Genomic DNA, 18,761 nt, shown 5'->3' on the forward strand with positions numbered 1-18,761 from the left:
GGCGTCCCCCCACGGGGAGATATCCGGGACGAGCCAGGGTCGGCACCGGTCCCGGCAAGCCCCCGGACGGGCCACCATGGGGCGCATGACCCATCAGCAGCCCGGAACCGGGCAGCGCGCGGCGCCACCGGCGGGGCCGCCGGAACGGCTCGGCGGCGCACTCCGCCGGAGCCGCGGGAACAAGGTGATCGCCGGCGTGTGCGGCGGTCTGGGCCGGGAGTTCGACGCCGACCCCGTCATCTTCCGGGTCGTGCTCGCCGTCCTCGCGCTGTCCGGCGGCATCGGCCTCATCGCGTACGGCGCGGCCTGGCTGCGGTACCCCCTGGACGGCGAGGACGAGAACGAGGGCCGTCGGCTGCTGTCCGGACGGGTCGACGGCCCCGGGCTCACGGCCCTGCTCTGCGCCCTCGTCGGCTGCGGGCTGCTGCTGTCGATGCTGGACAACGGCGGGGTGCTCCTGTTCTCCGTCCTGCTGTCCGGCGCCGTGATCGGCGCGGCGCACTGGTCGCGGGTCCGTCGCAGGATCACCGGCGGCGCAGCGGTCGATCCGGTGGCCGCCCACGCGGTCGCCGACGCGCCGCCGGAGACCCAGGCGCCGCCGTCACCGGGCGCGCCGTCCTGGTGGCGGGAGCAGTCCGACCGGGACGGCGAGGGCGGGCCGGCGGACTCCGGCTATCTGTGGGGTCCGGACATCGGTCCGTTCGACGGGAAGGACGCCCGCGCCGGACGCTCCCGCAGAGTCCGCGACACCCGCGGCATCGGCGGCACCACGTTCCTGCTCGCGCTGGCGGCGGCCGTCACCGCCTGCTGGATTCGCTGGGACGACGGCTCGGTCGGGCTCGCCCTGCAGACCGGACTGACCTGCGCGCTGGTCGTGTTCGGCCTCGGGCTCCTGGTCAGCGCCTGGTTCGGCAGGACCGGCGCCGGCACGATCCTGAACGTGGCCCTGACGGCCGTGCTGCTCGCCGCGGCGGCAGCGCTGCCCCGGGACATCGGCTCCGACTGGGCCCGCGTCGAGTGGACGCCGGCGAATGCCTCGGGGGTGCGGGAGGAGTACGTGATCGGCAGCGGACTCGGCACCCTCGACCTGTCCCGGGCGGCTCCGGGCGAGGGCCGGACGCTCACCACCCGGGCACGGGTGGCGGCAGGGCGGCTGGAGGTGACGGTCCCCGCGGACACGGTCGTCTCGCTCACCGTGGACGTCGGTCTGGGCGACATCCGGCTGCCCGGACAGCAGCGCGAGGAATTCCGTGTCGGCACGGGACAGCAACGGCGGATGGTGCTGCGGCCGTCCGGCGACGGGGCGTCGCAGGGAACCCTCGTGCTCCGGCTGGAGGCCGGTACCGGTCAGGTGGAGGTGAAGCGTGCGCAGCCATGAGTTCGAGCCCGCGAAACTGACGGCCGGCCTGGTCGTCCTGGGAACCGGCGTGTTGTACGCGCTGGACGCGTTCGGTGAACTGGCCGTGCCGTCCCTGCTGTTGGTGCCGTTGCTGTCGGGCGGGCTGTGCCTGGCCTGGGTGGTGGGGGCGTACGGGCCGTGGTCCCGCCGGTCGGACCGCCGCAGCGACGACCCGGGCGGGCCGTAGGCGGTTGCAGCGGCGCGGCAACGCGACCGGGGCGCGGCGGTGAACAGCGGCGTGGCGGTACGGGAGGAGCGCGGCGCGGCGGTGCGCGTCAGACGCGGCGGTGCGGCAGGCACGGCAACGGCGCGCGGCTCGTCCGGTCACGGTCGTCGGCGTGCGGCAGCCCGCACGGGGCCCGCGTTCCGGGACACCGCCCGGTCTCAGCGCATCAGCTTCCGCTCGAAGCACAGCGAGCCCTCGACGCCCGCGTAGTGGCCGAAGTTGGGGATCCGCCGGTAGCCGCATCGGACGTAGAACCGCAGGGCCGCGGGCTGGCGGTCCCCCAGCTCCAGGCGCAGCCGCGTCCAGCCCCGGGCGCGCGCCCAGTCCTCGAGGGTGCCCAGGATGCGGGCGCCCGCGCCCGTACCCCGGTGGCCCGGGTCGACGTACATCCGCTTGACCTCGCCGACGCCGCCGCCGAGATCGCGCAGGCCCGCGCACCCCACGGCGGCGCGGTCGTCGTACCCGACGAAGAACGCCGCGATGTCGGAGGCCGTCGGCGGAACCCCGGATTCGCTGTCCGGTGTCCCGTACATCTCGGCGATCTCGGCCCGCTGCCGCGCGCGGAGCGCCTCGGCATCCGGGTCCGTCCAGGCAACCTGCTCGATCCTCACGCCCAGGATTGTGCCGAACGTCTGTTACCGGCACGTGAACCACGGGCTCCGGGAGCACGTGGTCCCGCAGCAGCCTGTCCGGTCAGTACGCGCGGCTGCCGATCACCCGCCGGTGGCGCCTGCGCTGCGCGATCAGGCTGTCCACGGAGAAGGTGGCGGCCCCGGCGAGGACCAGCGGGATCCAGGCCATCAGGTACGCAAGGTCGTTGCCGTAGTAGTACGGCTCGGTGTCCCAGCTGACGGTCAGCCACAGGCTCAGCGAGATCAGCGCACCGCCGAGTGCGGCGATCCGGGCCAGCAGCCCGACCAGGATGCCCAATCCGACCGCGATCTCCCCCGCCGCGATGGCGTAGCCGAAACCGACGGGGCTCTTCAGCGCGAGGTCGACCATCGCGGGGATCGCCGAGGTGTCCCGCACGGAGTTCATCAGTTCACCGAGCGAGCCCGGTCCTTCGGCTCGCAGGAAGTCCGGGTCGGTCAGTTTGTCGATGCCCGCGTAGACGAAGGTGACGCCGAGGAACACCCGCAGCGGCAGCAGGGCGTGACGCGTGGCAACCGCCCGCCACCCGCCGGGCCCGTCCCGGTCCGCCCGGCCACCGCCGTGCCCCCGCAACCCGTGGCTCATGACATCCGCCTCTCCGTAGCCGCCTCCGCCGATTCTCCTCGGCGGGAGGCCGTTCCCGGAAGAACGGCGGACACGACGGGGCACGAACCGGACCGTGTGCCCGGCCCGCCGCGGCCGGGTGACGCCGGAAGGCGGCGCACCGGCTGCTCGGCCAGAATGAGGCAAACGCATAGGCCGAGGGTGAAGGGAGCAGCACCGTGACCGTCCGAGCCCGTTCTGCCCGAGTCACCGCCTGGGCAGCTGCCCTGGCGGCCGGTCTGCTGCTGGTCGCGGGCTGTTCCGGGGGCGACGGCGGGAACGAGCCCACCGCGACCGCCTCCTCCCCGTCGTCCGGTTCGGCGAAGCCGAACGCCACCGCCACGAAACCCTCCCCGCGCACGAGTTCCGCGACGCCCTCCCCGAGCCGGGCCCGGACGTCCGCCCCGCAGCCGGGCGGCAGTTCGGCCGCACAGGGCTGCACCTGGGAGAACCGGGGCCCCTGCCGGACCGATCGGACGGGGCCGCCCGATCCGAACGGCGGTGACCTCGACGGCGACGGCGTCTTCGAGAGCCACGAGCCGATCGGTCCCGGCTACCGGGATCCCCGTGCCTACAACGGCGGTCGGACCTCGGGCGAGACGCAGTGCGAGTGGCTGCGGAAGCAGGGCATCCGCTGCCCGTGACAGGCGTGGGCCTCGCTCAGTCGACGACGTCCAGGGGGAGCCGGTTGGTGACCGCGCCGGACGCGGTGACGACCTGCACGTCCACCCGCCCCGGTTCGACCTCCGCGGGCACCGGCACCGTCAGCAGGGTGTCCGAGGGGTTGGTGAAGCCACCGGGCACCGGGACCAGCGGGACGTGCACGTTCACCGCGCCGATCCGCACGACCACCCGGCCCAGCAGGTCCGGGCTCTGCGCCCCCGGGGGCACGAATCCGCAGCCGCGGATCTCGATGTCGTCACCGGTGCGTACCGGCCCGTCCAGGCCGCCCGCCTCCCGGACCCGGACCACGGACAGGACGACCGGCCGGCCGCTCTCCGTGAACTTGGCCGCCAGGTAGGTCACCGCCGAGGCCGCCGCCAGCACCGCGAGCGCCCACGGCAGCCGGGGCAGCCGGTAGGGGTCCTGCACCAGCCGCACCACGGCGAACACCGCGACGGCCGACGTCACCAGCATGTACTGGACGTCGGCGAAACTCCCCCGCCCGGAGTCGTCGCACAGCAGGTCGGTCCAGCGGGGCCGGGCAGCACGCAGCTTCTGGAGCCGCTGGGCACGCACCCGCACGGCGACGACCTGCCGCACCGCGACGGCGATCAGTGAGGTGATCACCAGGACGGCCGCGAGCGCCGCGCCGTGGCTCAATCCGCCCGGCACCGCGTCCCGTTCGTCCGCCCGGACGACCAGGCCGACGGCAGTGACCAGTATCGCGAGCACGGCCAGCAGCACCCACACCGCCGCCACGGTCCGTGAGGTGGAGAGCCGGTTGTCCTCACCGATGAGCGGCGCGGCCAAGGCGCCGCTCAGCCGGCGTCCGCGCAAGTCGCCCTCGACACGTCCGCGTTCGGCCAGGGTGCGGGCCGACTCCGTCAGCTCGTCCGACACCCACTGCCGGGACGCCCCGGACGAGTGCGCCAGTGCGCTCGGCACCCCGCGGCCGGCGGCCAGGCCGTCGCGCAGCTCCACGAACGCCGCGACTGCCCGCCGGTGCCCGTGGCGAGCCCCGCGCGGGCAGTTCCCGCAGGTGCACCCGCCGGCACCGGCCGACGCACTGTCCTTCACCGAGTCCACGGCCACGTTGCAACGCCACCTCTCTTGCTGTGAGAGGGAATTGTGCCGTATCGGCGGTGCCGTCAGGTGAACAGATCGGGCTCGTTGCGGCTGATCTGCTGCCACAGCGGCTGGTAGTTGATCCACGCCACGAGATCGTTCCCGAGCTGCTCGCGGGTGCTCATCGCGTTGACGTGATCGATCAGCACCGGCTTCCCGGCGGCCTTGGCCGCCAGCTGCACCTGGCAGCACCGCTCCATGGTGATGAACCAGTAGGCGGCCGCATCGATCGAGTCGCCGACGGTCAGCAGACCGTGATTGCGCAGGATGACGGCCTTGCGATGCCCCAGCGAGGCCGCGATGCGCCGGCTCTCCTCCTCGTCCACGATCACGCCGGAGTAGTCGTCGAAGAGGGCGTGGTCCTCGTAGAAGGCGCACACGTCCTGGGTGATCGGTTCGAGGGTTTCGCCGAGGGCGGCGAGCGCCCTGCCGTACGTGGAGTGGCTGTGCGCCACGGCGACGACGTCCGGGCGGGCCTGGTGCACCTGGGAGTGAATGGCGAAGGCGGCCTGGTTGACGTGGTAGCGGCCCTCGACGACCTCGCCGGCCCGGTTCACCAGCAGCAGGTCGCTGACGGTCATGTGGCGGAAGGAGACACCGAACGGGTTGACCCAGAAGTGGTCGGTGAACTCGGGGTCGCGGGCGGTGATGTGGCCCGTCACACCCTCCTCGTACCCGAACTGCCCGAAGAGCCGGATCGCTGCGGCGAGCCGCTCCTTGCGGTACCGGCGCTCGTCCTCGAACGACTCGTGCTGCGGCGGCATCGCGAAGTACAGCTGCTCGGTGGGTATCGGCTCGGGCATCGTCGCTCTCTTCCTCGGGGCGCGGTCTCGCACCGGGAAGCTACCTCCGGGTACCCGCCGAGGAAAGGGGTGGACGCCCGGCCCGCACCGAACCGCCACGTCCGCGGGGTGCCGAGCCGCCGCGGGCGGTCCCGTCAGGCGCCCGGGCCGGGGCGCGTCACGGTGAGGTCGATGTCGATGTCGTAGGGCACCGTCAGCTTCAGCCGGTCGTGGTGGATGCCGGTGGCGACGTAGGCGCGGGTGGCCGGGTCGAGTTCGTAGACGTACACGACGGGACGCCCGCCGTCGCTCTCCACCCGCCAGAAGTGCGGGATGCCGGCCTTTGCGTACTTGGCGGGCTTGGTGTCCCGGTCGCGGTCCTCGGACTCCTCCGAGACGACCTCGACGGCGAGCACGACGTCCTCGGCCCGGTAGGCGGTCTGCGCGGGGCCGGTGTCGGCATCGGCCCGGACGACCATCACGTCCGGCTCGGGCCGCTGGCGGGGGCCGAGGACGACGCTCATCTCCCGGTCGACGTCGAAGTCGTCGGGAACCGTTCGCAAGAGTCCGTTGTCCAGCAGACGCATGGTCCGGGAATGAAACTTGGTCTGCGGGCTCACGAAGACGAGGCTCCCGTCGATCAGCTCCGTGTGCGGAGGCAGGTCGGGGAGCCGGTCGAGATCATCGGCGGTGTACCCGCCGGGCGGCGGCTCGGGCCATGCATGCTGCTGTGGCGCGACGCTCATCAGAACTCCCATGGGGCGGATCCTCGCCGACGGAATCAGCGTACCCACGGCGAACGCCGGCACATCCGTCCGAACTGGTGAACGGCTGTACCGGCGTTGACCTCGGTCAGGGTGTTCCGTGCGGGATCACTCCCACTCGATGGTGCCCGGCGGCTTGCTGGTGACGTCCAGCACGACCCGGTTGACCTCGTCGACCTCGTTGGTGATGCGGGTCGAGATCTTCGCCAGCACGTCGTACGGCAGCCGCGACCAGTCGGCCGTCATCGCGTCCTCGGACGAGACCGGGCGCAGCACGACCGGGTGGCCGTAGGTGCGGCCGTCGCCCTGGACGCCGACGCTGCGGACGTCCGCGAGCAGCACCACGGGGCACTGCCAGATCTCGCGGTCGAGACCGGCCGCCGAGAGCTCCTCGCGGGCGATGGCGTCGGCCTCGCGCAGCAGGTCCAGCCGCTCCTTGGTGACGGCGCCGACGATGCGGATGCCGAGGCCGGGGCCGGGGAACGGCTGCCGCTGGACGATCTCCTCGGGCAGGCCGAGCTCCTGGCCGACCATGCGGACCTCGTCCTTGAACAGCCGGCGCAGCGGCTCGATCAACCGGAACTGGAGGTCCTCGGGCAGGCCGCCGACGTTGTGGTGCGACTTGATGTTGGCGGTGCCGGTGCCGCCGCCGGACTCGACGACGTCCGGGTAGAGGGTGCCCTGCACCAGGAACTCGACGGATTCACCATGGGCCCCGGCCTCGGCGACGATCTCGGACGCCGCCTTCTCGAAGACCCGGATGAACTCGCGGCCGATGATCTTGCGCTTCTGCTCGGGGTCGCTGACTCCCTCGAGCGCGTCGAGGAACTGCCGCTCCGCGTCGACGACCTTGAGCTGCACGCCGGTGGCGGCCACGAAGTCCTTCTCGACCTGCTCCGACTCGCCCTTGCGCATCAGGCCGTGGTCGACGTAGACGCAGGTCAGCTGGGAGCCCACGGCCTTCTGGACGAGGGCTGCGGCCACGGCCGAGTCGACGCCGCCGGACAGTCCGCAGATCGCCCGCTTGGTGCCGACCTGCTCACGGATGGCCTCGACGGACTCCTCGACGACGCTCTGCGTGGTCCAGCTCGGCTCGAGTCCGGCGCCGCGGTAGAGGAAGTGCTCGAGAACCTGCTGGCCGTGCGTGGAGTGCATCACCTCGGGGTGGTACTGCACGCCGTACAGGTGCTTCTCGTCGTTCTCGAACGCGGCGACGGGCGCGCGCTCGGTGGTGGCGGTGACGGTGAAGCCCTCGGGCGCCTCGGAGCAGGCGTCGCCGTGGGACATCCACACCGGCTGGTCCGCCGGGGTGCCCTCGAAGAGGGTCGAGCCGGAGCGGGTCACGCTCAGCGGGGTGCGGCCGTACTCGCGCAGCCCGGTGTTGGCGACCGTGCCGCCGAGGGCCAGCGCCATGGCCTGGAAGCCGTAGCAGATGCCGAGCACCGGGATGCCGGCGTCGAACAGCTCACGGCCCACGTGCGGGGCCTCGTCGGCGTAGACGGAGGAGGGGCCGCCGGACAGGATGATCGCCTTCGGCTTCTTGGCGAGCATCTCCGCCACCGGCATGGTGTGCGGGACGATCTCGCTGTAGACCCGCGCCTCACGGACACGACGGGCGATGAGCTGGGCGTACTGCGCGCCGAAATCGACGACCAGGACGACGTCGGGGGCGGCAGCTGGGGTCGCTGATGGCACTTCGGCGGCCTTCCGGCGGTGGCTGGGTGTGGTCCACCCATGGTAAACGGGCGCATGCCTCGAACCCGCCCGCCCCGGACGGACCACCGGATCCCTCCGTTCGGGGTCTCGGCATCCGGGCCGCCTTGGCCCGGCCGCGCGGTGTCCCGCATACTGGCTCCCATGTTCCCGCAGACGACCTTCGTCTTTACCTATGGCACCGGCCCGTCCGGCTGCCATGGTCGTGCTGCTTGAACCTCTGACAAGCGACTTCCCAGGCGCCCCGGGCCGGTAAAGGCCCGGGGCGCTCTGCGTCGGTCCGGGTCCTCACCGGAGCGGAGTGCCGGACCACAGGAGATGTGTGATGAGCACCAGCACCGCAGCGAGCACCGTGACCGCGGCCGACCGCACGGGCGCCCGTACCGAGGACGCGGCGGCCGTCATCGGTGACGCACGTGAACGGATCGACGATCTCGACGGCCGGATCATCGGTCTCGTCCAGGAACGCATGGCCGTCTCGGCCGTGATCCAGGAGGCCCGGATCACCTCGGGCGGGCGCCGGGTCAACCTCTCCCGGGAGATGGAGATCCTGGGCCACTACCGGGACCAGCTGGGCCGGCCCGGCACGGCCCTCGCCATGACGCTGCTGGAGCTGTGCCGCGGGCGGGTCTGAGCAGGGCGCCTGCCGCGACGGACCCGGTCACCCAACGCGCGGATGTTCGGACAATCTCACCCCTGGGGTGCGTGACCGTCCCGCGGACCCGTTCGTTGAACGCGGTGTCCGTGCCAGCCAGGGGCGGTCGCAACAACCACGCGTGGTCGCCCCGTTCGTTCGGGCCCGGTAGGGAAGGGGCACAACCGCCGGAGCGTGTGACGTGCCGGTCGCATCGACACGACCGTCGCACGTCGTGGGACCTCGCTCCGGCCGGTGACCGGTCGGCAGGGGACAGCAGCCCGGTCATCACCACAACGGATCGGCCGGTTCCGGGGACGCCCGGAGCCGGCCTTTCCCATGCCCCCCGGCGCTGCTGTGACGGGGGTCACGCGGCGCCCGTGCGTCGACCGGACAACCATCCGGCTCCCCCGCAGGTCATCAAGCTGCAACCAACGCACAGGCCTGCCGCGCCCCACCGCGAGGGCCCTTTCGCCGACGTGTGCTGCCACGAGCAGCACCGGGACCCCGAAGAGGTCTTCATGAAGCTCCGCCATGCCCTGGCGGCGGCCGTCGCCACGGCCGCCCTCGCCCCCGCCGCCCTGCTCGCGGCCCCGGCCGCCCACGCCGAGGGCGAGCAGCCCGCCGCCACGCAGACCAGCACCGGAAACACCGGCAGCGAAACCACGACGCCCGCCCCGGCCGACGGGCCGGCGCCCGAGGACACCGGCGAACAGACCGGTTCCGACGCGTCCTCCGACACCACGGACGGAACGGCCGCGGACGGGAGCGGGGACGCCGCGGAGTCCGACGAGAAGGCCGAGAGCGGCGAGACCGGTGGGGACGGCGGGACGGGCCCGGGCACCGGCGATGGCGCCGACGACGGCTCCGACACCGACCCCGGTGACGACAGCGACTGCGCCATCGACGCAGCCGACCTCAAGGTCCAGGTCGTCGGCCTGCCGTCCAAGCTCGTCGCAGGCGGCGGCTGGTCGAACTTCTCCGTGAAGCTGACCAACACCACGGACCACGCGCTCGACGAGGTCTACCCGATCATCTACGCCGCCCCGCTCGAGGACGTCGACCACCCGCGGCAGCTGCTGCGCATGCAGTACCGCGACCCCGGGACCGGCAAGTGGACCCGGTTCAGCGAGTGGACCCAGGGCCAGTACTTCGGCATGTTCGAGCTGGACGCCCACATGACCGCCGAGCTCGAACTGCGCATCCGCGCCACCGACAGGGCCGGCGACGGCGACGGGATCGCCCTCGTCGCGGGCGACTACTACAACGAGGACGACACCTGCGGCTGGTCCGAGGAGGAGTGGTACGAGTTCTCCATCCTGGCCGCCGGCGCCGACCCCGGTGACGACGTTCCGCCGGCCGAGCCGGGCAAGCCCGGAAAGCCCGTGACCGACGAGCGTCCCGGGAAGAACGTCAAGCCCCAGGGCGGGATGAAGGAACTGCCGGTCAAGGGCAACCTGGCCGAGACCGGTGCCTCCTCCGTGCTGCCGCTGTTCGCGCTGTCCGGCGCCGCGGCCGTGGCGCTCGGTGCGGGTGCCGCCTACGCCGTCCGCCGCCGCAGGACCGACGACACGGGCGCAGCCGCCTGACCTGACGCGAATGCGCCCGGGGCTCACCGCGGGCACGGCACAGGGCCGCACCGGAGGGGGGTGCGGCCCTGTGCGCCGAAGCGGCGCCCCACCGGCAGCGCCGTGCAACCGACGTGAACGAGCTGACCGCAGGAGGCACCTGCACGAGACTCGAAGCCGAGCTCGAAAGGGGTGGTGGCGGTCCTGCCGGAGTCCGGGCTCAGCTCCCCGCGGGCTCCTTCGGCGGCACCGTCGGGATCGGCAGGACCGGCAGCCGCAGCGCGGCGAACGCCTCCTCGGGGACCGCCGGTTCGCGCGGTGCGATCGCCGGCAGCCGGACGTAGGACTCACCCTGCGCCGGACGGGCGTCGGCCTCGCCCTTGTTCGGCCACAGCGACATGGCGCGTTCCGCCTGTGCCGTGATGGTCAGTGACGGGTTGACGCCGAGGTTCGCCGAGACCGCCGAGCCGTCGACGACGTGGATGCCCGGATGCCCGTGCAGCCGGTGGTAGGGGTCGATCACCCCGCGCTCGGCGTCCTCGCCGATCGGGCACCCGCCGAGGAAGTGCGCGGTGAGCGGAGTACCCATCAGCTCCCCGATGTTGGTGCCCGGGTAGCCGTTGATCTCGTCGGCGATCAGCCGGGCCGCCTCCGCTCCCTCCGGGATGAACACCGGGTTGGGCGCGCCGTGTCCCTGCCGGGCGGTCAGCAGTCCCTTGCCGAGGCCCTTGTCCTTGCGGTACGTGGTCAGCGAGTTGTCGAGGGACTGCATGACCAGGCCGATGATGGTCCGCTCCGACCAGCGCCGGTTCGACAGCGACCGCACCAGCAGGATCGGGTGCCGCAGGCAGTGCAGGACGTGGGCGAGCAGCGTGGGCAGCTTGCTGTGGTGCGGCACCTGGAGGGTCGTCAGCGAACCCATCGAGTTGGAGCCCTTGCCGTACCGGACGGGCTCGATGTGGGTGTTCTCGTCGGGGTGCACCGACGACGTGATCGCGACGCCCTTGGTGAAGTCGCAGTTCTCGCCGTGCAGCTTGCGGTACTTGCGCTGGTCGGTCATGGCGCCGACCAGCGCCTCGGAGTTGGTGCGGGTCAGGAAGCCGAGCTTCTCCGAGATCCGGGGCAGCTTCTGCTCGTCACGCATCCGGTGCAGCAGGGTCTGGGTGCCGTACGTGCCGGCGGCGACGACGACCTGCCGGGCGCGCAGCACCGCCGGCTCCGACTTCCGCTTGTCGGTGGGCACGGTCAGGACCCGGTAACCGCCGTCCTCGTCCTCGGTGATCCCGGTGACCGAGGTCATCGGATGCACCACGGCGCCCGCCTTCTCGGCCAGGTACAGGTAGTTCTCGTTGAGCGTGTTCTTGGCGCCGTGGCGGCAACCCGTCATGCACTCGCCGCATTCGGTGCAGGCCCGGCGGGACGGGCCCGCGCCGCCGAAGTAGGGGTCCGGGACCTCGGCGCCCGGCTCGGCCACGGCCTTGCCGTCCGCGTCGTCGCCGTCGCCGTAGAAGACGCCGACCGGTGCCATGTGGAAGGTGTCGCCGACGCCCATCTTCTCGGCCGCGGCCTTCAGATGGACGTCGGACGGGGTCATGGTCGGGTTGAGCCGGACGCCGAGCATGCGCTGCGCCTGCTCGTAGTAGGGCTTCAACTCGTCCTGCCAGTCGGTGATGTGGCCCCACTGGCCGTCGTCGAAGAACGCCTTCGGCGGCACGTACAGCGTGTTGGCGTAGTTGAGCGACCCGCCTCCGACCCCGGCGCCCGCCAGGATCATCACGTTGTTCAGCAGGTGGATGCGCTGGATGCCGTAGAGCCCGAGAGCCGGGGCCCACAGGAAGTTCTTGAAGTCCCAGGAGTTCTTGGGAAGCGTCTCGGGGGTGAAGCGGCGGCCTGCCTCGAGGACGCCGACGCGGTAGCCCTTCTCGGTCAGCCGGAGTGCCGAGACGGAGCCGCCGAAGCCGGAGCCCACGACGATCACGTCGTAGTCGTGGGCTCCCTCCCCGGCTCCCTCGGGGGCTGTGCCCCTGTCCTGCTCGGGCGCGGCCTTGCGGCCGGAGCCGTCCGCGGCGGCGGAGTTCTCCTGTGACACTGGTACCTCCGTGGAAACGTGCAGTTCGGCGGGGCCGGGTCAGCGCAGCCGGAGCGCCTTCAGGGCGCGGAGGCTGATGCTCATGAAGGCCGCGTACTTCTCGTCGTCCATGCCGAACGACGGGGCCAGGGGCAGCAGTCGCTGCTGGGCGACGGTCTGTGCCTCGGTGAACTTGAGGATGCCCTCGGAGCCGTGACGGCGTCCGATGCCGGAGCTGCCCATGCCGCCCATCGGGGCCTGGACGCTGCCGTAGGCGGCGGCGTAGCTCTCGTTGACGTTGACGGTTCCGGTGCGGAGCCTGGCGGCAACGGCCCGGCCCCGGCTGCCGTTCCGCGTCCAGACGCTCGCGTTCAGGCCGTAGGCGGTGTCGTTCGCCCGCTCGATGGCTTCGTCCTCGTCGCCGAAGCGGTAGACGGAGACGACGGGGCCGAACGTCTCCTCGGCGCAGACGGTCATCGACGTGTCGACGCCGTCGAGAATGGTCGGCTCGTAGAACAGCGGGCCGATGTCGGGCCGGGCCCGGCCGCCCGCGAGAACCTTCGCGCCCTTCTCGACGGCCTCCTCGACATGCCGGTTGACGTTGTCGAACTGCCGCCGGGAGACGAGCGAGCCCATGTCGGCCCCGTATGCCAGGGCCGAGCCGAGGCGCATCGCCCGGGTCAGGGCGGCGAAGCGCTCCAGGAACGCGTCGGCGACCGACTCGTGGACGTACAGCCGCTCGATGGAGATGCACAGCTGCCCGGCGGACGAGAAGCAGCCGCGGACGGCGCCGGCCGCCGCCTTCTCGAGGTCGGCGTCCGCGAGCACCAGCATGGCGTTCTTGCCGCCGAGTTCGAGCGAGCAGCTCACCAGGCGGGCCGCCGCACCCTGCGCGACCTCGCGTCCGGTGCGGGTCGAACCGGTGAAGGACACGTAGTCGGCGTGCTGGACGACGGCCGGGCCGATCACCGGGCCCTCGCCGAGGACGACCTGCCAGAGCTCGGCCGGCAGCCCGGCCTCGATCAACCGCTCACGGGCCCACAGGGCGGTGAGCGCCGTCTCGGTGTCGGGCTTCATGACGACGGCGTTGCCGGCCGCGAAGGCGGGCAGTGCGTCGCCGACGGACAGCTCGAACGGGTAGTTCCAGGGTGCGATCTGGCCGACCACGCCGCGCGGATGGCGCAGCTCCGAGACCTTCGTCAGCACCGGCACGGCGCCGATGCGGCCCTTGGGCCGCAGGTAGGCGGGGGCCTTGCGTCCGTAGTGACGGGCTGCGGAGGCGACCGCCTGCACCTCCTCGTGCGCGTGCAGCCGGGCCTTGCCGGTCTCCAGCTGGATGAGGTCGAGGACCTCGTCCTGGCGGGCGAGCACCAGGTCGTGGAAGCGCAGCAGGACGGCGGCACGCCGCCGTGCGGGGGTCGCGGCCCAGGCCTTCTGGGCCGTGCGGGCTCGCTCGAACGCGGTCGCGACGTCCTCGGGCGTGGACTCGGGCAGGTCGGCCAGCTTGTCCCCGGTGAACGGGGTGTGGTTGGCGGTGGTCCCGGAGCCCACGACGTCCCGGGTGAGCCGGGCGGCCAGTTCGGGAGTGACGACGTCAGCGGGGCCGCGGGCGCCCTCCGGCGCGGTGAGGGCCGGGTTCCCCGCGGGGGCGGTTGCGGTGTCGAGCGTGTCCGTCATGCCGGTGAGCGTATTCCGGCGGAAACGCTTTGGGTACCTGTCGGTAACCTCTTTTTCGGAAGCAGGTCCTCCGCACCCCGCGACCGCCCCCCGCCGCACGGGAAACGCGCCAGTGTCCACTGGCACAAGCCTCCTGGTCAGGGCACTTCCCCCGGTGGCGAGGCGCCGGCCGGCTCCGTGCCGCCGGTGTCGGTGCGGGACGTGGCGGGCGGATCGGACGGCCGGTCGTCGGAATGCCCGCCGTCCCCGTCCGCCAGCAGCGCCACCGCTCCCGCGATCAGCGCGACCAGCGCCGCCGCCGCCAGCGCGGTGCGGGTGCGTGGAGCCGACAGGGCGGCCTCGAGCCGGGCGGTTCCCCGAACGGCCACCGGGGCCCGGGGGTGGGCGCAGGCGGTCCGAGACGCCTCGGGCCGGCGGACGGCCGACGCGTCGGGCATCCGCCCCTTGCGCAGGTACGCCCGTAACAGCTGCTCGGCCCCGGCCGCGTCGAGCCGCAGACCGGGATCGCGCCGGAGGAGGCCCCGGATGAGTGGCAACAGGGGGCGGGCCGCGTCGGGGGTGATGATCTCGTCGGAGACGACCGCGTGCAGCACGCCGCCGAGCGAGTCGCGGTGGAAGGGCGAGGAGCCGCTCAGCGCGGTGCACAGCAGGACGCCGAGGGACCACAGGTCCGATTCCGGACCGGTGTGCGTGCCGGACATCCGCTCGGGAGCCGTGTACTCGGGCGAGCCGACGAACGTGTCCTGTTCGGTGATCGTCGGTCCGCCGGCGATCTGCGCCACTCCGAAGTCGGAGAGGACCACGCGTCCGGTGCCGCGTTCCATCAGCACGTTGGCGGGCTTCAGATCGCGGTGCAGCACGCCGTGTTCGTGCGCCACCCGCAGGGCACCCAGCAGGGCCAGGCCGATCCGGGCGGCCTCCCGCGGTGTCACGGGGCCCTCGGCGGCGAGCTGCTCCTCCAGTGATCGGCCCTGGACGAGTTCCATCACGATGCAGGGCCGTCCGCCCGCCTCCACGACATCGTGCAGGACGATCACGTGGGGATGCTGGAACTGGGCGACGGTACGGGCCTCCCGCAGCGTCCGTTCACGCTCGGCCTCGATGTCGCAGTCGGCCCGGCCGTTGTCGAGATGGACCTCCTTCACGGCCACCTGGCGGCCGAGCAGTTCGTCCGTGGCACGCCAGACGGTGCCCATGCCGCCGCGGCCGATCCGAGCACCCAGCCGATAGCGCCCGGCGATCAGGCGACCGTGCTCACCAAACCCGTCCATGGGCACATCCTGCCCAGCACGACCGACGGCCAAAGGACGGGAGGGGCATTGCTCTCGCGAATTTCGGCGTCCTCCCACGACGCTTGTCGCGAAGTCGACAAAGCTCTACCAGGAAGTACCGTACCTTCCATGGAACTTGATTGCTCAACTGGTGAATCGCGAACGTGTAGTCGCACTGATCGCCCGCGCTGAGTGTCTCCCCTGAATCCGCCTCCCGGTTCCGCGGCGGGGTGTCGTCAGCCGGACGTCCGGTACGACGTGGACGCCTGCTCGAAATACCGGTCGACGTCCTCGCTCCGGTCGCTCGGCCCGATCACCAGGACCACGTGGTAGCGGTCCCCGAGAATCATGGCGATGTTGCGGGCGTGGACGTCACGTCCACTGGAGTCCTTCCAGGTGAACGTTCCCTCGGCCATCGCCGTCCGCCCCACGTCGATACGGCGCAGCCCCGACGCCGACGACCACTGGGATTCCCGGAACGGCGCCAACTCCCTTTCCTTGTCCTGCTGATAGACCATCGGGTCCTTGCCGCTCCCGGCGACCGTGTCCCGCCCGGGCACCACGATCAACTCACAGCCGTCGTCGCCGACGTAGCGGATCTGCCCGCGGGAATTCTCCCCGCGCCGGTCCCAGCCGTCGCGTACGGCGATCTGGAATCCGGCCGGATCCTTGCGGATCTCGAACCCTTTCGCCAGATCGGCCGGGGCCGTGGACTGCGCGTCCTGCGAGCCGTCCCCGTCATCACCGGTCCTTTCCCCGTCGGCCCTTTCCTTGCCGCCCGGAACTTCGGCGGCACGGCTCGGGGTGCCCGGGGCGCCCGCCCGGCCGTCCACGCCGGGCCCGTCCGCCGGCAGGGCGAACACGGCGAACGCCACGGCGACCGCCAGGCCGAGCAGCACCAGCCCGACGAGCGTCAGCCCCAGTGCCCGGGGGCTCGAACGGCGCTTCTGCGGCTTCCGCTTGTGCCGCCCGTGCGTGGTGACGGGCGCGTCCGCGCGCCGTCTCCGCACGATCTCTCCGCGCCGCCGCAGCACGGGCAGCCGCCCCGGGACGGCCGCGCCGAGCGCCGGGAGCGGCCCGATCCGGCTCGCGTCCAGTGCGGGCGCGGTCACCGTACGGCTGCCGGCCTCGGGCTCGGGAGCGGACCGCACCAGCGACCGCAGCCAGCCGCGCAGTTCCTCGATGTCCGGCCGCTCGTCCGGGTCCTGACGCAGCAGCGATTCCACGATGGGGCGCAGCGGCCCGCATTCCTCCGCGAAGGCCGGCGGCTCCGCGCAGACCAGCTGCACCAGCTCGGCCGCGTCGTCCTCCGGGTAGGGAGCGTGGCCCTGAACGGCGCGGAACAGCAACGCACCGAGGGCCCACAGGTCGGTCGCCGGCCCGACCGGCGCGGCGAGCCGCCAGTTGGCATGCACCGGGCCGGCCTGTTCCGGCGCCCAGCGTTCGGTCACCGCTCCGACCATGATGATGCGGGCCTGCCGGGCGCGTTCGGCAGCCAGTTGCGTCTCGGGTCCCCGGTACGGACCTGGCTCCTGTGGTCCCCGGTCGCTCTCCGGCCGGTGGAGCAGGTCGTCCCAGCGGGCGCCGGCCGCGGGGCCGGCGGAAGCCGTGGCAGGTGTGGCCGCGGGAAGTTCAGCAGTCGATCCCACGCGCGGCGAGGGGAGTCGGCGGCGAGGTGCGTCCGGCTCCGGCGCACCGGATCCGGCGCGCACCCCGGCCTGGACGCCCGCCCGGTAGGCGGCGATGGCCCCTGCGCGCGCTGCACGGTCACCGGAGGCACCCGCAGTCACCCGGGGCTTCGACGGCCCGGGGCCGGCTCCCGGGCTCCCGGGACTCTCGGCGTCCTCGTCCGCCGGGGCGTAGGGCGGGTGCGGCAGCGGGTCGTAGCCGCAGAGGGCTTCCTCGGCGGCGCCGGCCGCGAGCCCGGTCAGGACCGCGCGGCCGTCGTCGCAGACCAGCACGGTGCGGGTGGTGATGTTGCGATGCGTCCAGCCGTGCACGTGCAGCGCGCGCAGCGCGGTCAGCACGTCGGCGGCGATCTCCGCGGCGCGGTGCGCAGTGATGGGCCCCTCGGCGAGCAGAGCCGCCAGCGGACGGGCCCGTACCTGCTCGCCGGCGATCCACAGGCTGTCGTCCTCGGCGAACACGTCGAAGACCTGGTCGAGCCGGGGGTGGTCGGGTATCAGGGCGACGGCGGCCGCGGCGTCGAGGGCACGCTGCACGGCCGGATCGCCGGGGCTCCGGGTGGCCCGCCGCGTGCCGGGCCGGATGCCCCGGAGCCCGGCCGGCCCGGCGGGCTCCAGGACCTCGGCCTCGACGACCTCCGGCAGGTGTATCCGGCGGAGTGCCACCTCGTGACCGCTGTGGGTGTCGAACGCCCGGGTCTCCACGAGGTCGTAGGCATCGGAGGGCAGCCTGGGCAGCCGGTAGCGCCCGGCGAGCACCCGACCCGCGTAGTCGTCCACGAGGCCTCCCCAGTGCGGCCCCTCAGTGCCGCCCGAAACCGTCGATCAAGGTCGTTCTGCGGCACGTTCGGCTGCATACCGTCCACGTGTTCTCACGATACGTGCCCGGGCCGACAGCCGCCGGGCGGTCGGGGCAACCCGCGTACCGTCACGGGCTGTTGGCGGTACGGTGGCCGGGCGCGGTGACTCCCGCCGGGGGGCGCCCGCACCCGGCCGGCGTCAGTCCTTCACCCGGAACGTCCTGAACGCGGTGTCGCGCAGGGTGCGGCACTCCTTGTCGTCCCAGGCGTCCTTCGCACAGGTGATCATGATCGCGTAGCCGTGGGTGGAGTTCACCCGGAAACCGCGGTTGAGCACCCGCATCCGCTCACTGTCGGGCCTGCGCTCGAACTCCCAGTCGGCGACGGTCGGGTAACCGCGGTAGGGGACCTTCTTGATGCCGATCAGCCGGTATCCACTGATGGAGCCGGCGGCCGCCCCGCGATCGGCGGACTCCCAGGCGGCCTTGGCGTCCTCGCCGGGGCTCGCGGTGAAGTCGACCTGCATCCTCGGGTAGCCGCCGTTCTTGCTGTATATGGCTCCGGAGTTCTGTCCGGCAGTGCCGGTGCGCTTCCACCCCTTCGGCATCGCAATGGCGAAGTTGAACTGGGAGTTCGTGACGATCCGGTAGCCGTCCGGCAGTTCGTCCTTCCCGCCACCCGAGCCGGATGAGTCCTTGTCCTTGTCGTCGCCGTCCTTCTCGTCGTCGGCGCTCGCGGAGGGACTCGCGGACGGGCTTGCGGAGTTGTCCGTTCCGGTGCCCTTGTCCCCGCCCTGCTCCTTGTCCTTGCTGCCGTCCGCCGTGTCGGACTCCCCGGATGCGGCCGGGGCCTGCTTGCCGCCTCCCCCGTCCCCGCTCATCGCGTTGTAGGCCAGCACGGAGCCGACCAGGGCCAGCACCACGACCGCCACCACGGCCAGGACCCGCCGCGACACCCGGTCGGTGAACCCGGCACTGCGCGGACCGGCCGGGGTCGCCGGTGCGGGAGCGTCCGCCTCGGCCCGGTGAGCCGCCGACGCGTTGCGCACCGAGCGCAGCGCACTGCGCGCCCGGTCCGCCGCGGCGCCCGAGGCCGACGCGGAAACCCCCGCCGCGGCCGCGCCGTTCCGCGC

Annotated in this window: 16 protein-coding genes; 5 read left to right on the plus strand and 11 right to left on the minus strand. The window is 72.5% G+C overall.

The features are described from left to right. Window positions 1-85: 85 nt before the first annotated feature. Together M1E25_RS09785 and M1E25_RS09790 are read left to right on the plus strand one after the other, a co-directional pair. On the plus strand, window positions 86-1,378 hold the full coding sequence (locus tag M1E25_RS09785) for a PspC domain-containing protein (protein ID WP_251412748.1): 1,293 nt from the start codon (window positions 86-88) through the stop codon (window positions 1,376-1,378). Continuing rightward, window positions 1,365-1,586 (plus strand): hypothetical protein, encoded by a 222-nt coding sequence (locus M1E25_RS09790; protein WP_251412750.1) that lies wholly within the window; start codon window positions 1,365-1,367, stop codon window positions 1,584-1,586. The genes M1E25_RS09785 and M1E25_RS09790 overlap by 14 nt, the downstream gene beginning before the upstream one ends. A 197-nt stretch (window positions 1,587-1,783) precedes the next feature. Here M1E25_RS09790 and M1E25_RS09795 read toward each other — a convergent pair whose 3' ends face one another. Both M1E25_RS09795 and M1E25_RS09800 read right to left on the minus strand, forming a co-directional pair. Continuing rightward, window positions 1,784-2,236: a GNAT family N-acetyltransferase gene (locus tag M1E25_RS09795; RefSeq protein WP_251412753.1), complete on the minus strand. Its 453-nt coding sequence runs from the start codon at window positions 2,234-2,236 to the stop codon at window positions 1,784-1,786. An 82-nt stretch (window positions 2,237-2,318) separates the two neighbouring features. Next, window positions 2,319-2,861: a DoxX family protein gene (locus M1E25_RS09800; RefSeq protein ID WP_251412756.1), complete on the minus strand. Its 543-nt coding sequence runs from the start codon at window positions 2,859-2,861 to the stop codon at window positions 2,319-2,321. 197 nt (window positions 2,862-3,058) lie between these two features. On the opposite strand from M1E25_RS09800, the gene M1E25_RS09805 reads away from it, so the two are divergent. Further along, complete coding sequence (locus M1E25_RS09805) at window positions 3,059-3,523, plus strand: hypothetical protein (protein WP_251412759.1); 465 nt, start codon at window positions 3,059-3,061, stop codon at window positions 3,521-3,523. Between the two features lie 16 nt (window positions 3,524-3,539). On the opposite strand, the gene M1E25_RS09810 is transcribed toward M1E25_RS09805, so the two are convergent. From M1E25_RS09810 to guaA, 4 genes are all read right to left on the minus strand, one after another. After that, entirely contained in the window at window positions 3,540-4,634 is a 1,095-nt protein-coding gene (locus tag M1E25_RS09810; RefSeq protein WP_251412762.1) for a hypothetical protein, read from the minus strand. Window positions 4,635-4,690: 56 nt separating this feature from the next. Beyond that, complete coding sequence (locus M1E25_RS09815; protein ID WP_251412765.1) at window positions 4,691-5,470, minus strand: class II aldolase/adducin family protein; 780 nt, start codon at window positions 5,468-5,470, stop codon at window positions 4,691-4,693. A 134-nt stretch (window positions 5,471-5,604) separates the two neighbouring features. Further along, window positions 5,605-6,207: a Uma2 family endonuclease gene (locus tag M1E25_RS09820; RefSeq protein WP_372500550.1), complete on the minus strand. Its 603-nt coding sequence runs from the start codon at window positions 6,205-6,207 to the stop codon at window positions 5,605-5,607. 114 nt (window positions 6,208-6,321) lie between these two features. Further along, on the minus strand, window positions 6,322-7,908 hold the full coding sequence (guaA, locus tag M1E25_RS09825; protein ID WP_251412768.1) for a glutamine-hydrolyzing GMP synthase: 1,587 nt from the start codon (window positions 7,906-7,908) through the stop codon (window positions 6,322-6,324). A gap of 343 nt (window positions 7,909-8,251) precedes the next feature. Between guaA and M1E25_RS09830 the strand changes: the two genes are divergently transcribed. Both M1E25_RS09830 and M1E25_RS25605 read left to right on the plus strand, forming a co-directional pair. Further along, complete coding sequence (locus M1E25_RS09830) at window positions 8,252-8,560, plus strand: chorismate mutase (protein WP_251412770.1); 309 nt, start codon at window positions 8,252-8,254, stop codon at window positions 8,558-8,560. A gap of 521 nt (window positions 8,561-9,081) precedes the next feature. Beyond that, entirely contained in the window at window positions 9,082-10,149 is a 1,068-nt protein-coding gene (locus tag M1E25_RS25605) for a cell wall protein (protein ID WP_285830586.1), read from the plus strand. 199 nt (window positions 10,150-10,348) lie between these two features. Here the strand turns inward: M1E25_RS25605 and M1E25_RS09840 are convergent, their stop codons facing one another. From M1E25_RS09840 to M1E25_RS09860, 5 genes are all read right to left on the minus strand, one after another. Further along, window positions 10,349-12,217 (minus strand): GMC oxidoreductase, encoded by a 1,869-nt coding sequence (locus tag M1E25_RS09840; RefSeq protein WP_372500551.1) that lies wholly within the window; start codon window positions 12,215-12,217, stop codon window positions 10,349-10,351. Window positions 12,218-12,256: 39 nt separating this feature from the next. Beyond that, entirely contained in the window at window positions 12,257-13,873 is a 1,617-nt protein-coding gene (locus tag M1E25_RS09845; RefSeq protein ID WP_251412772.1) for a succinic semialdehyde dehydrogenase, read from the minus strand. A gap of 137 nt (window positions 13,874-14,010) precedes the next feature. Continuing rightward, entirely contained in the window at window positions 14,011-15,144 is a 1,134-nt protein-coding gene (locus tag M1E25_RS09850) for a serine/threonine-protein kinase (RefSeq protein WP_308290405.1), read from the minus strand. Between the two features lie 236 nt (window positions 15,145-15,380). Next, window positions 15,381-17,609: a serine/threonine kinase C-terminal domain-containing protein gene (locus M1E25_RS09855; RefSeq protein WP_251412774.1), complete on the minus strand. Its 2,229-nt coding sequence runs from the start codon at window positions 17,607-17,609 to the stop codon at window positions 15,381-15,383. Between the two features lie 219 nt (window positions 17,610-17,828). After that, window positions 17,829-18,761 (minus strand): serine/threonine kinase C-terminal domain-containing protein (locus M1E25_RS09860; protein ID WP_505016600.1); only part of this gene is annotated, 933 nt, incomplete at its 5' end.

The organism is Streptomyces meridianus, assembly GCF_023703325.1.
Lineage (GTDB): Bacteria > Actinomycetota > Actinomycetes > Streptomycetales > Streptomycetaceae > Streptomyces > Streptomyces meridianus.

What these genes read in the sequence shown, in the direction of transcription:
- M1E25_RS09830 (WP_251412770.1), top strand. Translation starts at nt 8,252, where the DNA reads ATGAGCACCAGCACCGCAGCGAGCACCGTGACCGCGGCCGACCGCACG.
- M1E25_RS09800 (WP_251412756.1), bottom strand. Translation starts at nt 2,861, where the DNA reads ATGAGCCACGGGTTGCGGGGGCACGGCGGTGGCCGGGCGGACCGGGAC.
- M1E25_RS09850 (WP_308290405.1), bottom strand. Translation starts at nt 15,144, where the DNA reads ATGGACGGGTTTGGTGAGCACGGTCGCCTGATCGCCGGGCGCTATCGG.
- M1E25_RS09785 (WP_251412748.1), top strand. Translation starts at nt 86, where the DNA reads ATGACCCATCAGCAGCCCGGAACCGGGCAGCGCGCGGCGCCACCGGCG.
- M1E25_RS09845 (WP_251412772.1), bottom strand. Translation starts at nt 13,873, where the DNA reads ATGACGGACACGCTCGACACCGCAACCGCCCCCGCGGGGAACCCGGCC.
- M1E25_RS09815 (WP_251412765.1), bottom strand. Translation starts at nt 5,470, where the DNA reads ATGCCCGAGCCGATACCCACCGAGCAGCTGTACTTCGCGATGCCGCCG.
- M1E25_RS09820 (WP_372500550.1), bottom strand. Translation starts at nt 6,207, where the DNA reads ATGGGAGTTCTGATGAGCGTCGCGCCACAGCAGCATGCATGGCCCGAG.
- M1E25_RS25605 (WP_285830586.1), top strand. Translation starts at nt 9,082, where the DNA reads ATGAAGCTCCGCCATGCCCTGGCGGCGGCCGTCGCCACGGCCGCCCTC.